Origin of the sequence: Bradyrhizobium jicamae (genome assembly GCF_001440395.1) — a bacterium.
Taxonomy (GTDB): Bacteria; Pseudomonadota; Alphaproteobacteria; order Rhizobiales; family Xanthobacteraceae; genus Bradyrhizobium; species Bradyrhizobium jicamae.
The window spans coordinates 58,688-72,304 of record NZ_LLXZ01000150.1 but is presented as its reverse complement, the minus strand read 5'-3'; the positions used below and the strand labels follow the sequence as shown (position 1 = coordinate 72,304).

Annotated in this window: 11 protein-coding genes; 2 read left to right on the top strand and 9 right to left on the bottom strand. The window is 64.0% G+C overall.

What is annotated here, in order from left to right; genetic code table 11:
* The 9 genes from CQ12_RS24310 to CQ12_RS24270 all read right to left on the bottom strand — a co-directional run.
* Positions 1-291, bottom strand: a 291-nt coding sequence (locus tag CQ12_RS24310) for a biotin/lipoyl-containing protein (protein ID WP_283807406.1), incomplete at its 3' end; no start/stop codon positions are given.
* Positions 292-444: 153 nt separating this feature from the next.
* On the bottom strand, positions 445-3,402 hold the full coding sequence (locus tag CQ12_RS24305) for a 2-oxoglutarate dehydrogenase E1 component (RefSeq protein ID WP_057837831.1): 2,958 nt from the start codon (positions 3,400-3,402) through the stop codon (positions 445-447).
* 134 nt (positions 3,403-3,536) lie between these two features.
* Positions 3,537-4,421 (bottom strand): succinate--CoA ligase subunit alpha, encoded by an 885-nt coding sequence (gene sucD, locus CQ12_RS24300; protein WP_057837830.1) that lies wholly within the window; start codon positions 4,419-4,421, stop codon positions 3,537-3,539.
* Between the two features lie 41 nt (positions 4,422-4,462).
* Positions 4,463-4,939: a DUF1579 family protein gene (locus CQ12_RS24295; protein ID WP_057837829.1), complete on the bottom strand. Its 477-nt coding sequence runs from the start codon at positions 4,937-4,939 to the stop codon at positions 4,463-4,465.
* Between the two features lie 2 nt (positions 4,940-4,941).
* Entirely contained in the window at positions 4,942-6,138 is a 1,197-nt protein-coding gene (sucC, locus tag CQ12_RS24290) for an ADP-forming succinate--CoA ligase subunit beta (protein WP_057837828.1), read from the bottom strand.
* 135 nt (positions 6,139-6,273) lie between these two features.
* Complete coding sequence (gene mdh / locus CQ12_RS24285; RefSeq protein WP_057837827.1) at positions 6,274-7,242, bottom strand: malate dehydrogenase; 969 nt, start codon at positions 7,240-7,242, stop codon at positions 6,274-6,276.
* Positions 7,243-7,491: 249 nt separating this feature from the next.
* Positions 7,492-8,676, bottom strand: coding sequence for a cell division protein ZapE (gene zapE, locus CQ12_RS24280; RefSeq protein WP_057837826.1), 1,185 nt, complete (start codon positions 8,674-8,676; stop codon positions 7,492-7,494).
* 171 nt (positions 8,677-8,847) lie between these two features.
* Positions 8,848-9,384, bottom strand: coding sequence for an RNA 2',3'-cyclic phosphodiesterase (gene thpR, locus CQ12_RS24275; RefSeq protein WP_057837825.1), 537 nt, complete (start codon positions 9,382-9,384; stop codon positions 8,848-8,850).
* Between the two features lie 180 nt (positions 9,385-9,564).
* A complete protein-coding gene (locus CQ12_RS24270) occupies positions 9,565-10,269 on the bottom strand; it encodes an arylesterase (RefSeq protein WP_198164248.1) in 705 nt (234 codons plus the stop codon).
* Here CQ12_RS24270 and CQ12_RS24265 point away from each other — a divergent pair.
* A complete protein-coding gene (locus CQ12_RS24265; RefSeq protein WP_057837823.1) occupies positions 10,268-10,981 on the top strand; it encodes an ABC transporter ATP-binding protein in 714 nt (237 codons plus the stop codon). The genes CQ12_RS24270 and CQ12_RS24265 overlap by 2 nt on opposite strands.
* Complete coding sequence (locus CQ12_RS24260) at positions 10,978-13,548, top strand: ABC transporter permease (RefSeq protein WP_057837822.1); 2,571 nt, start codon at positions 10,978-10,980, stop codon at positions 13,546-13,548. The genes CQ12_RS24265 and CQ12_RS24260 overlap by 4 nt, the downstream gene beginning before the upstream one ends.
* Positions 13,549-13,617 lie beyond the last annotated feature (69 nt).

Below are 13,617 nucleotides of genomic sequence, written 5' to 3'. Positions count from 1 at the left end.
CGCCGGAGCAGCGGCCTTGGCGGGTGCGGCCGCAGCGGGCTTGGCGGCGCCGGCCGCGCCTTCATTGATCTGCCCGAGCAGCGCGCCGACGGCGACGGTCTCGCCGTCCTTGGCCGCGATCTCGCCGAGCACGCCGGCGGAGGGCGCCGGCACTTCGATGGTGACCTTGTCGGTCTCGAGCTCGACCAACGGCTCATCCACGGCCACTGCGTCGCCCGCCTTCTTGAACCAGCGGCCGATGGTGGCTTCCGTCACGGACTCACCCAGCGTCGGAACACGAATTTCAGTCATGATATGGTTTCCTCTTTGCGTCATGGCCGGGCTCGTCCCGGCCATCCACGCCTTAAAGTCAAATTCAAAAAGCAAGACGTGGATGCCCGGGACATTCGGGGCAAAGACGGCGCTTCGCGCCTTTTGCCCGGGCATGACGACTTTCGGGTACTGTTAGTTCAGCGCCTCGTCCAGCATCGCCTTGAGCTGTGCCTGGTGCTTCGACATCAGACCGGTGGCAGTTGCCGCCGACGCCGCACGGCCGGCGTAACGCGGACGGCGGTTCGGCGCGTGGATCTGGTTCAGCACCCATTCGAGATAGGGCTCGATGAAGTGCCACGCGCCCATGTTGCGCGGCTCTTCCTGGCACCACACGACCTCGGCGTTCTTGAAGCGTATCAGCTCCTGCACCAGTGCCTTCAGCGGCACCGGATAGAGCTGCTCGACGCGCAGGATGTAGATGTCGTCGATGCCACGCTTCTCGCGCTCCTCGTAGAGGTCGTAATAGACCTTGCCCGAGCACAGCACGACGCGGCGCATCTTGTCGTCCGGCGCCAGCTTGATCTTCTCGTCGGGCAGCATCTGCGCATCATCGTACAGGATGCGGTGGAAGGTCGTGTCCTTGCCGAGCTCGTCGAGCCGCGAAATCGCGCGCTTGTGGCGCAGCAGCGACTTCGGCGTCATCATGATCAGGGGTTTGCGGATCTCGCGATGGAGCTGGCGCCGCAGCACGTGGAAGTAATTCGCCGGCGTGGTCGGATACACCACCTGCATGTTGTCTTCGGCGCACATCTGCAAGAAGCGCTCGAGGCGTGCCGAGGAGTGTTCCGGCCCCTGCCCTTCATAGCCATGCGGCAGCAGGCAGACGAGACCGGACATGCGCAGCCATTTGCGTTCGCCCGACGAGATGAACTGGTCGAACACCACCTGGGCGCCGTTGGCGAAGTCGCCGAACTGCGCTTCCCACATCGCAAGCGCGTTCGGCTCGGCCAGCGAATAGCCGTACTCGAAGCCGAGCACCGCCTCTTCGGACAATAGTGAGTTGATGACCTCGTAGTGGCCCTGGTCGTGGCCGAGATGGTTGAACGGCGTGTAGCGGCTCTCGTCTTCCTGATCGATCAGGACCGAATGGCGCTGCGAGAACGTGCCGCGCTCGCTGTCCTGTCCCGACAGGCGGACGTGATGGCCTTCCTGCATCAGCGTGCAGAACGCCAGCGCCTCGCCGGTCGCCCAGTCGATCCCGACGCCATTGTCGATCGCCTTGGCGCGGTTTTCCAGGAAACGCTGGATGGTGCGGTGAACCCGGAAACCATCAGGCACCTTGGTGATCTTGCGGCCGATATCCTTGAGAATGCCGATATCGACGCCGGTGACGCCGCGTCGCGCATCCTCTTCCTGGTCGGCGACCTTGAAGCCGGCCCATTTGCCGTCGAGCCAGTCCGCCTTGTTCGGCTTGTAGCCGGAGCCCGCCTCGAGCTCGGCATCGAGCCGCGTGCGCCAGTCGGCCTTGGCCTTTTCGACCTCGCCCTCGGTCAGCACGCCGTCGGCGACCAGGCGCTTGGCATAGAGCGAGAGCGTGGACGGATGCGAACCGATCCGCTTGTACATCACCGGCTGGGTAAAGCCCGGCTCGTCGCCCTCGTTGTGGCCAAACCTGCGGTAGCAGAACATATCGATGACGACAGGCTTGTGGAACTTCTGCCGGAACTCGATCGCGACCTTGGCGGCGAACACCACCGCCTCCGGATCATCGCCATTCACATGGAAGATCGGCGCGTCGATCATCTTCGCCACATCCGACGGATAGGGCGAGGAGCGCGAATAGCGCGGATAGGTGGTGAAGCCGATCTGGTTATTGACGATGAAATGCAGCGAGCCGCCGGTGCGGTAGCCCTTCAGATCGGAGAGACCGAAGCATTCCGCCACCACGCCTTGTCCTGCGAACGCCGCGTCGCCGTGCAGCAGCAGCGGCAGCACCGAAATGCGCATGTCGGGTGGATCGCCATGCTGGTCCTGCTTGGCGCGCACCTTGCCGAGCACGACCGGATCGACGATTTCCAGATGCGACGGGTTGGCGGTCAGCGACAGATGGATCTTGTTGCCGTCGAACTCGCGGTCGCTCGACGCGCCCAAGTGATACTTCACGTCGCCGGAGCCTTCGACGTCCTCGGGATTGGCGGAGCCGCCCTTGAACTCGTGGAACAGCGCGCGGTGCGACTTGCCCATCACCTGGGTCAGCACGTTGAGGCGGCCGCGATGCGGCATGCCGAGCACGATCTCCTTCACGCCGAGATTGCCGCCGCGCTTGATGATCTGCTCCAGCGCCGGGATCAGCGACTCGGCGCCGTCAAGGCCGAAGCGCTTGGTGCCGGTGAATTTGACGTCGCAGAATTTCTCGAAGCCCTCGGCCTCGATCAGCTTGTTGAGGATGGCGCGGCGGCCTTCCGGGGTGAAGCTGATTTCCTTGTCCGGCCCCTCGATGCGCTCCTGAATCCAGGCCTTCTGCGCCGCGTTGGAGATGTGCATGAACTCGACGCCGAGCGTCTGGCAATAGGTGCGCTCGCAGATCACGACGATCTCGCGCAAGCTGCCGTATTCGAGGCCGAGCACGTGGTCGAGGAAGATCTTGCGGTCGAAATCGGCCTCGGTGAAGCCGTAGGTGCGCGGATCGAGCTCTTCGCGGTCGCGCGGCGCCTCGATGCCGAGCGGATCGAGCTTGGCGTGGAAGTGACCGCGCATGCGGTAGGCGCGGATCAGCATCAGGGCGCGGACGGAATCCCGCGTCGCCTGGTTGACGTCGGCAGGCGACAGCTCGGCGCCCTTGACCTGGGCCTTGGCGGCGAGCTTGGCGCCGACCGCCTTTTCGACCTGCGCCCAGTTGCCGTCCAGCGCCGAGGTCAGATCGTCCTGCGGCGTCAGCGGCCAGTTGTCCCGGCCCCAGGACGGACCCTCGGCGTTCTTCTGGACGTCGGCCGGGCTGTCTTTCAGGCTCCTGAAGAATTCCTGCCATTCGCTGTCGACAGAGCCGGGGTCCTGCTCGTAGCGGGCGTAGAGCTCGTCGATGTAGGTGGCGTTGGTGCCCTGCAAAAAGGAAGAGAGGGCAAATGCTGCGTTCGCGTCCTGGCGAGACATGTTGGCGTCCTGGTAATTGTCGCTTTGCGCATGGAAAACGGCGCTTTAGCCGGTCCGGAGGCCCGAACCAGCTCGGTAAGAAGCTTTACCCTATTTAGGCGGGATATTCCCGCCTAAAAGAACCAAGGACTGAATTAAGACTTCAATTTTTCGGCAAGGGTGTGTCCGAGCCGTGCCGGCGACGGAGACACCGTAATTCCGGCGGCTTCCATGGCCGCCGTCTTGGATCCGGCGTCGCCCTTGCCGCCGGAGATGATGGCGCCGGCATGGCCCATGCGGCGGCCGGGAGGGGCGGTGACGCCGGCGATGAAGCCGACCATCGGCTTCTTCCGGCCGCGCTTGGCCTCGTCCTTGATGAACTGGGCGGCGTCTTCCTCGGCGGAGCCGCCGATTTCACCGATCATGATGATCGAGGTGGTTTTCTCGTCCTTGAGGAACATCTCCAGCACGTCGATGAATTCGGTGCCCTTGACCGGGTCGCCGCCGATGCCGACCGCCGTGGTCTGGCCGAGGCCTTCCTGGGTGGTCTGGAACACGGCTTCATAGGTCAACGTGCCCGAGCGCGAAACGATCCCGACGCTGCCCGGCTTGAAGATGTTGGCCGGCATGATGCCGATCTTGCACTCGCCCGCGGTCATCACGCCCGGGCAGTTCGGCCCGATCAGGCGCGATTTCGATCCACTCAACGACCTTTTGACGCGCACCATGTCGAGCACCGGAATGCCCTCGGTGATGCAGACGATCAACGGAATTTCCGCATCGATGGCTTCGCAGATCGCGTCCGCCGCGCCCGGCGGCGGAACGTAGATCACGCTCGCGTCCGCGCCGGTCTTCTCGCGCGCCTCGCGAACGGTGTCGAAGACAGGCAGATTGAGATGCTTGGAGCCGCCTTTGCCCGGCGAGGTGCCGCCCACCATCTTCGTGCCGTAAGCGATCGCGGCTTCCGAATGGAACGTGCCGTTCTTGCCCGTGAAACCCTGGCAGATGACTTTGGTATTCTTGTCGATCAGAACGGACATGGTTGAGCACGCTTTCGTGGGTGACCGGGAACGATGGGTTTTTAGTGAATGCGCCGGTAGACGCCGGTGAGCACGTCGGCCCATCCCTCGGCATCCGGTGAGAACTGAACCTTCATGGTGTAGCTGTTGTCGTCGACGACTTCGTAGACATGGCGCGCATTGCCGCGCAGCGAGCCACGCACCAGGGTCAGCTTGTTGCCGACCCAGGCGCCGGAGGCCGGCGCCGGCGAATAGTAGCCGAGCGAGTCGTGCCAGAACAATTTGTAGGTCCGGTCTTCGCGATCGTAGGTGAACATGCCGTGGGTGGCGAAGCTCTCCTTACCGTCGCGCATCTGGCGGGTGTCCTGGATCAGATAGAAGCCGTTGAGAGCCATCCGCGCGACCACATGCGAGGTCGCCGGACCGCCCGCGGTCCAGCGCGACGGATAGACCATTTCCTCGCCGGCCCATTCGCCCGCAAATGCCGCGAGCTTCTGATGCTCCGGAAGCGGTGTCGGTGCGGCGAGATGGTCAGCCATCGCTAGCCTCCCTTGACGGCTTTCACGATCTTCTGTGCGGCATCGTCGAGATTGTCGGCCGACACCACGTTGAGGCCGGACTGGCTGATGATCTTCTTGCCGGCTTCGACATTGGTGCCTTCGAGCCGCACCACCAGCGGCACCTGCAGGCCGACCTGCTTCACCGCGGCGACCACGCCCTCGGCGATGATATCGCATTTCATGATGCCGCCGAAGATGTTGACCAGGATGCCCTTCACGTTCGGATCGGCGGTGATGATCTTGAAGGCGGCCGCGACCTTTTCCACGCTGGCGCCGCCGCCGACGTCGAGGAAGTTGGCGGGCTCCATGCCGTAGAGCTTGATGATGTCCATGGTCGCCATGGCGAGGCCGGCGCCGTTGACCATGCAGCCGATGGTGCCGTCGAGGGCGACGTAATTGAGATCGTATTTCGACGCCTCGATTTCCTTGGCGTCCTCTTCGGTCTCATCGCGCAGCGCGGCCACTTCCGGATGGCGGTACATCGCGTTGTCGTCGAACGACACTTTCGCATCGAGCACGCGGAGCTGGCCCTGCCTGGTGACAACAAGCGGATTGATTTCCAGCATGGCCATGTCCTTGGCGGTGAAGGCGCTGTAGAGCTGCGCCACCAGTTTCTCGGCCTGCTTGGCGAGATCGCCGGAGAGGTTGAGCGCCTTCGCCACCGTGCGGCCGTGATGGCCCATGATGCCGGTGGCCGGATCGACCGAGAAGGTCACGATCTTTTCCGGGTTGTTGTGCGCGACTTCCTCGATGTTGACGCCACCTTCGGTCGAAACCACGAACGACACTTTGGAAGATTCGCGGTCGACCAGGATCGAGAGATAGAACTCCTTGTCGATGTCGGAGCCTTCCTCGATGTAGAGGCGGTTGACCTGCTTGCCCTGCGCGCCGGTCTGGATCGTGACGAGCGTCGCGCCCAGCATCTGCTTGGCGAATTCGTTGACCTCGGTGACGGACTTGGCGATGCGGACGCCGCCCTTGTCGCCGGCGGAAGCTTCCTTGAACTTGCCCTTGCCGCGGCCGCCGGCATGGATCTGGCTCTTCACCACCCAGATCGGGCCGGGGAGCTGCTTGGCGGCGGCTTCAGAATCCGAGGCCTTCAACACAGCCACGCCGCGCGAAATCGGCACGCCGAATTCGTGCAGCAGAGCCTTGGCCTGGTATTCGTGGATATTCATCTTGGACGCTCCCCAAAACCCTTTAGCGGCGAGTTCTACAGTTCACCGGCATTGGTAGTTGGCATACCACATACCAATATAACTGCAACCCTGAAAACGCTTTCGCCCCCGTGAGGGAGCGAAAGCTGAGCAAAATCAACGTCCGAGCAGATCGGGCGCGATCTTCTTGCAGGCGTCGACCAGGCCCTGAACTGCGCCAACCGACTTGTCGAAGGCTTCGCGATCCTTGCCGGCCAGCTCGATCTCGACCACGCGCTCGACGCCCTTCGAGCCGATCACGACGGGAACGCCGACATACATGTCCTTCACGTTGTATTCGCCGTTGAGATAGGCGGCGCAGGGCAGCACGCGCTTCTTGTCCTTCAGGTAGCTCTCGGCCATCGCGATCGCGGAAGCCGCCGGGGCGTAGAACGCCGAGCCGGTCTTCAGGAGGTTCACAATCTCGGCGCCGCCGTTGCGGGTGCGGTCGACGATCTCGTCGATGCGGGCCTGCGAGGTCCAGCCCATCTTGACGAGGTCGGGCAGCGGAATGCCGGCAACGGTGGAATAGCGGGTCAGCGGCACCATGGTGTCGCCGTGGCCGCCGAGCACGAAGGCGGTGACGTCCTCGACCGAGACGTTGAATTCGTCGGCGAGGAAATAGCGGAAGCGCGCGGAGTCGAGCACGCCGGCCATGCCGACGACCTTCTTGTGCGGCATCCCGGAAGCCTTCTGCAGCGCCCACACCATCGCGTCCAGCGGGTTGGTGATGCAGATGACGAACGCGTCGGGGGCATATTTCTTGATGCCGGCGCCGACCTGTTCCATGACCTTGAGATTGATGCTCAAGAGGTCGTCGCGGCTCATGCCGGGCTTGCGCGGCACGCCGGCGGTGACGATGCAGACCTTGGCGCCATCGAGCGCCTCATAGGAATTGGCGCCGGTGAGATTGGAGTCGAAACCGTCGACCGGGGACGACTGCGCGATGTCGAGCGCCTTGCCCTGGGGAACGCCCTCGGCGATGTCGAACAGCACGACGTCGCCGAGCTCCTTCAGGCCGATGAGGTGAGCCAGCGTTCCGCCGATCTGACCGGAGCCAATCAAAGCAATCTTGTCGCGCGCCATGGGAAATTTGTCCTTCTGAGACGAAGAGTGAGGGGTGGATTAGTCAGCCGGATGGCTTGCTATCCCTTTCGATTGACCGGTTCAAGACGGGGCGAGCCCAATTCTAAGGCCCTGCCTTGAATTCGGTCAGGTATGCCAGGAAGCACTGTCATTCCGGGGCGCGCGACAGCGCGAACCGGGAATCCAGAAGTTGTGGCGCAAGATTCCGGGTTCGATGCTGCGCATCGCCCCGGAATGACGGCTACGCCGTCACGTCTCCACCAAACCCGTGCTCGATCCGCTCGCTGCAGAATCCTTCCGCCCGTGAGGAAGCGCCAGGTAGGATTCCGAGCTCATCTCGATCAGCCGCGACGCGGTTCGCTTGAACTCCATGGCCTCGATGCCTTCGGTCGCCAGATACAGCGACACCGGATCGGCCTCGGCCGAGGCCATCAGCTTCACGGCATTGTCATAGAGCGTGTCGATCAGCGAGATGAAACGCTTGGCGGCGTTGCGCTCGGGATAGTCCATGACCGGAATGCGGTCGATCAGGATGGTGTGATAGTCGTGCGCGAGCCGCAGGTAATCCGAGGCGGCGAGCGGCTTTTCGCAGATGTCGGCAAAGGAAAATCGCGCAACGCCGTGCGCCGAGCAGGGCACGCGCAGCATGCGCCCCTTGATCGCGATATCGCGCGGCTTGCAGGGCGCATTGCCCGTCATCTTGCGCCAGGCACGATCGAGCGCAGCACCCGCCTCATCATCCGGCGGCACCAGCCACATCTTCACGCCGGCAAGCTTTTCCAAGCGAAAATCGGTGCGGGCGTCGAGCCGCAGCACGTCCATGCGATCCGATATCTGGGTGATGAAGGGCAGGAACAGCGCGCGGTTGAGACCGCCCTTGTAGAGGTCTTCGGGCGCGACGTTCGAGGTCGCCACCACCACGGTGCCGAGTTCGAACAGCTTTGAGAACAGCCGCCCCAGGATCATGGCGTCGGCGATGTCGGTGACGTGGAATTCGTCGAAGCACAACAGCCACGCCTCGTCGAAAATGGCGTTGGCCGTCAGTTCGATCACGTCGCTGTCGGCGATCTCGCCGCGCGCGATGTTCTGGCGATAGGCGTAGATCTTCTCATGCGCCTCGGCCATGAACTCGTGGAAATGCGCGCGGCGCTTGTGCTGGACCGGCGAGTGCTGAAAGAACAGATCCATCAGCATGGTCTTGCCGCGACCGACCTCGCCATGCACGTAAAGCCCGCGCGGCGGCGCTTCGCTCTTGTCGCCGAACAGACGGCCAAGCAGGCTGAGCTTCTTCGCCGGCTTGTAGCTCGACAACCGTTCGTCGAGCGCGGCAAACGCCTCCGCGGCCTCCGCCTGCGCCGGATCGGCCTCGATCGCGCCGGAGGAAACCAGCGCCTGATACTGTGCGTGGAACGAGGTGGGGTCGGTCGACAGCATGGCCCCCTTTCGGCCTCAAGCGAGCGGAAATTGCAAGCCGTGAATTGGTGCCGGGGGTATGCAAACGACGCTACGTAGCCCGGGTGAAGCGGAGCGCAACCGGGGGGTCTGCGACAAGCGGAGACACTTACCCCGGATTTCGCTTCGCTTCATCCGGGCTACATCTATGCCTCACGCACTCAGAGCGTAGGAATCCTCGACCACATAGGGCCCGCCTCCGGTGGAGGCGCGCGACGAGAACAGCACGAATCGCGAGGCCATGAACGTGCGGCTCGGAAAGTAGCCGCGCACCGAGAGATAATCGGCGACGTCCCGGCTCGACGCATCATGCAGCCGCGCGAGCGTCACGTGCGGCGTGAATTTGCGTCCCTCGGGATCGAGACCGATCCGCTGCATCATCCGTTCGAGCTCGGCCTGCAGTTCGATCAGCGGCCGGCTCGGCTCGACGGAGGCGACCACCGCGCGCGGTTTCTTGCCACCAAAGCTCTGCAGGCCCTGCACCTTGACCTCAAACGGTTTGCGGTTGACCCGGAACAGCATCGAGGCGATTTCATTCGCCGACATGCCGTCGATGTCGCCGATGAAGCGCAAGGTAACGTGGTAATTTTCGGGATCGATCCAGCGTGCGCCGGGAAGGCCGCCACGCAAATTGGAAAGGCTCTGGCCGATCTCGGCCGGAATTTCCAGTCCAGCAAATAAACGCGGCATCGCATGACTCCCGATGCTTGGGCATGACCTTGAAAAGGACCATGTCCTGTAACAGCGCCCGGTGACGAATCACCGATAGCTATTTTCTACCCGACTTATATGACTCTGCGAAGCACGTGGGCCGCGCACTCCGCAATGCTACGGAAAAACCTTTGGGTAACCTTGTCTGTGCTCCTTTTTTCAACTCCGCTGCCCGGAGATCGTGCCGAGAAATGCTTCCACCATAGGCAGAATATTCTTCACGATGATATCGACGCCCTCGGCGGTCGGGTGGATGCCATCGGCCTGGTTGAGTTTGGCGTCGGCGGCGACCCCCTCCAGGAAAAATGGGTAAAGCGGCACGCCGAACGATTTCGCAAGCTCGGGATAGATAGCGTTGAAGCGCGCCGCATAGTCGCTGCCGTAATTGGGCGGCGCCACCATTCCGCACAAGAGAACGGCGATCTTGCGCGCCTTCAGCCGGGTCAGGATGTCGGTCAGGGCGGCGCGGGTGACGGCGGGATCGATGCCGCGAAGAGCGTCGTTGGCGCCGAGTTCGACGATCACCGCCTCGGTTCCGTCCGGGATCGACCAGTCCAGCCGGTCGCGGCCCCCGGAAGTCGTGTCGCCGGATACCCCGGCATTGGTCATGTCGACCTTTATCCCCTTGTCAGCCAACGCTTTTTGTAGACGGGCCGGGAACGCCGCCGGCGCGGAAAGGCCAAGGCCGGCGCTCAGGGAATCGCCGAGAACGACCATTTTGACGGGTTTGGCGGGAGCCGTAGCGGGGGTCTGGGCCCAGACCGGCCCGGCCGTCATCAAAGCCATAATCAACACGCGTATGTGCGCAAACATCCATTTCAAGCCCTCGACCCGAGCGGCGGAAGTGCCATATGACCGAGCCATGGACAGTCTCATCGAACCCTCTTCGCTGACCGGCCTCGAGCCGGACACCATTTCCATTTCCAACGTCAACCTCTCGCTCGGCACCGGCGCCGCTCGCGTTCATATCCTGAAAGATATCAGCCTTCGTGTGGCATCGGGCGAGGCGATCGGCCTGATCGGACCTTCGGGTTCGGGCAAATCGACCTTGCTGATGGTGATGGCGGGGTTGGAACGTCCTGACAGCGGAGAGGTGGTGGTGAACGGCACTCCGTTCAATGCCCTCGACGAGGATGCGCTGGCCCGCTTCCGCGGCCGCCAGGTCGGCATCGTGTTCCAGTCGTTTCATCTGATCCCGACCATGACCGCGCTGGAGAACGTCGCGGTGCCGCTGGAGCTCGCCGGCAATCCCGACGCGGCGGAGCGCGCGGCAAAGGAGCTCGCGTCCGTCGGCCTCGGCGAACGCCTGCATCACTATCCGACGCAATTGTCCGGCGGCGAGCAGCAGCGCGTGGCGCTCGCCCGCGCGCTGGCGCCCGATCCGGCGATTCTTGTCGCGGACGAGCCGACCGGCAATCTCGACGAGGCCACCGGCAAGCAGATCGTCGACATGCTCTTCACCAAACATGCCGAGCGCGGCATGACACTGGTGCTGGTAACGCATGACAGCTCTCTGGCGCAGCGCTGCGACCGTGTGGTGCGGCTGCGCTCGGGCCGGATCGACAGCCACTCATGACCACCGTTTCCGAACCCGTCTATCATAGCCGCGCATCGTCGCTGGCCTTCCGTTACGCGCTGCGCGAGTTGCGCGGCGGCTTGCGCGGCTTTTACGTCTTCATCGCCTGCATCGCGCTCGGCGTGATGGCGATTGCCGGCGTCGGCTCGGTCGCCGCGAGCCTCGGTGAAGGTTTGACGCGCGAGGGCCGCACGTTGCTGGGCGGCGACGTCGCCTTCTCGCTGATCCAGCGTGAGGCCAAGCCGGAGGAAATCGGTTTCCTGCGGGCGCGTGGCCAGGTGTCGGTGGCGGCCGCGCTGCGCGTGATGGCCCGAAGCAGCGACGGCAGACTGGCGCTGGTCGAACTCAAGGCCGTCGACGGCAACTATCCGATGCTCGGCGAGGTGACGCTCGAGCCGAAAATGCCGATGGCGGATCTGCTGGCCGAGCGTGACGGTGCGTTCGGCGCGGCGGTGGATTCCACGCTGCTGGCGCGGCTCGATCTCAAGCTCGGTGACCGGATCACCATCGGCAACGCCACGTTCCAGATTCGCAGCGTCGTAGGCGCCGAGCCGGACAAGCTGGCCGGCAATGTCGGGCTGGGCCCGCGCGTGCTCGTCAGCGAGGCGAGCCTGCGCGCTTCCGGATTGCTGCAGCCCGGCAGCCTGGTGCGCTGGATCTACCGCGTGAAGCTGCCGAACAATGCGGCCGACGATCGCGCCGCGACCCAATTGATCGAGAGCGCGAGGAGCGCCCTCCCCGAGGCCGGCTGGTGGATCCGCAGCAGCAGCAACGCCTCCCCGCAACTCGAACGCACCATCAACCGCTTCAGCCAGTTCCTGACGCTGGTCGGCCTCGCCGCGCTTCTGGTCGGCGGCGTCGGCGTCGCCAATGCGGTCAAGAGCCATATCGACCGGCGCCGCGACGTCATTGCCTCGTTCAAGGCGCTCGGCGCCACGGGGCGCGACGTCTTCACGATCTATCTGACGCAGGTGGTCCTGCTCGCCGCGGTCGGTTCGGTGATCGGGCTCGCGGCCGGCGCGGCGCTGCCGTTCCTCATTGTCGGCGTGTTCGGCAAGCTGCTGCCGCTGCCGGTGATCCCTGCTTTGCATCCGGACGAACTGACACTGTCGTTCATCTACGGCCTGCTCACCGCGCTCGCGTTCGGATTGTGGCCGCTCGGCCGGGTGCACGACGTGCCGGTTGCGGCGCTGTTTCGCGAGGAAGTCGCGCGCGAATGGCACCGGCCGCGCTGGGGCTATCTCGCGCTGATGGCGGCCGTGATCGTGCTGCTGATCACTGTGGCTATCGGGCTTTCCTACGACAAACGGGTTGCGGCGGTGTTCGTCGTGTCCTCGGTTGCGGTATTCGCGCTGCTGCGCGGCGTCGCCGCCGGGCTGATGGCGCTGGCCCGCCGGATGCCACGCAGCCGCATCACCATGCTGCGGCTGGCGATCGCCAACATCTACCGGCCCGGCGCGCTGACGCCCTCGGTGGTGATGTCGCTCGGCCTCGGGCTCGCGGTGCTCGTCACCATCACCCAGATCGACGGCAATCTGCGCCGGCAGTTCCTGGCCGCGTTGCCGGAGAAAGCTCCCTCGTTCTACTTCATCGACATCCCGACCGCCGATGCCGACCGCTTCGGCGCCTTCCTCAAGCAGGTCGCACCGCAATCGACGGTTGAGGACGTGCCGATGCTGCGCGGACGCATCGTCGCGGCCCGCGGCGTCAAGGCCGACGAACTCAATCCGTCGCAGGATTCCGAATGGGTGCTGCAGAGCGACCGCGGCCTGACCTACACCAGCGAAGTTCCCAGGGGCTCGAAGGTGGTCGAAGGCGAATGGTGGAACGCGGACTATAAGGGGCCGCCGCTGGTCTCGCTGGAGAAGAAGATCGCCGACGGACTGAAGCTCAGAATAGGCGACGAGATCGTCGTCAACGTGCTCGGCCGCGACATTCCGGCCCGGATCAGCAATTTCCGCAACGTCGACTGGCAGGGGCTCGGCATCAATTTCGTGCTGGTGTTCTCGCCCAACGCGTTCAAGGGCGCGCCGCACAGCCATGTCGCGACCCTGTCCGAGGTCCACCCGGACGCGGCGGGCGACGCGCGAATCATCAAGCAGGTGGCGGACGCCTTTCCGATGGTCACCAGCGTGCGGGTTCGCGAAGCGCTGGAAACCATCGGCACCGTCGTCACCAACCTCGTGCTCGCCATCCGCGGCGCCAGCGCCGTGACGCTGATCTCGGCCATCCTGGTGCTCGGCGGCGCGCTCGCCGCAGGCCATCGCCACCGGGTTTATGACGCGGTGATCCTGAAGACGCTGGGTGCAACCCGGGCGCGGCTGCTCGGCGCCTACGCACTGGAATACCTGATGATCGGCCTTGCCACCGCCGTATTCGGCGTCATCGCAGGTTCGATCGCGGCATGGCTGATCGTCACCCGGCTGATGACGCTGAGTTTCGTCTGGCAGGCCGGCAGCGCGGCCGGCGTGGTTGTCGCGGCCCTGATCGTCACGGTGGGGCTTGGGCTCGCCGGGACGTTGCTGGCGCTGAACCAGAAGCCAGCCAGCGTGTTGCGGAATTTGTGACAATTTGTAGCGGCGGAAGGCCGGGTTAACGCAAGCTTTACGCGCAAATGGCAGGCAGAAGCGACATTC

Coding starts and splice junctions, on each gene's coding strand:
- mdh (WP_057837827.1), bottom strand. CDS start 7,242: ATGGCGCGCGACAAGATTGCTTTGATTGGCTCCGGTCAGATCGGCGGA.
- CQ12_RS24295 (WP_057837829.1), bottom strand. CDS start 4,939: ATGGCTGACCATCTCGCCGCACCGACACCGCTTCCGGAGCATCAGAAG.
- CQ12_RS24305 (WP_057837831.1), bottom strand. CDS start 3,402: ATGTCTCGCCAGGACGCGAACGCAGCATTTGCCCTCTCTTCCTTTTTG.
- CQ12_RS24260 (WP_057837822.1), top strand. CDS start 10,978: ATGACCACCGTTTCCGAACCCGTCTATCATAGCCGCGCATCGTCGCTG.
- thpR (WP_057837825.1), bottom strand. CDS start 9,384: ATGCCGCGTTTATTTGCTGGACTGGAAATTCCGGCCGAGATCGGCCAG.
- zapE (WP_057837826.1), bottom strand. CDS start 8,676: ATGCTGTCGACCGACCCCACCTCGTTCCACGCACAGTATCAGGCGCTG.
- sucC (WP_057837828.1), bottom strand. CDS start 6,138: ATGAATATCCACGAATACCAGGCCAAGGCTCTGCTGCACGAATTCGGC.
- sucD (WP_057837830.1), bottom strand. CDS start 4,421: ATGTCCGTTCTGATCGACAAGAATACCAAAGTCATCTGCCAGGGTTTC.
- CQ12_RS24270 (WP_198164248.1), bottom strand. CDS start 10,269: ATGGCTCGGTCATATGGCACTTCCGCCGCTCGGGTCGAGGGCTTGAAA.
- CQ12_RS24265 (WP_057837823.1), top strand. CDS start 10,268: ATGGACAGTCTCATCGAACCCTCTTCGCTGACCGGCCTCGAGCCGGAC.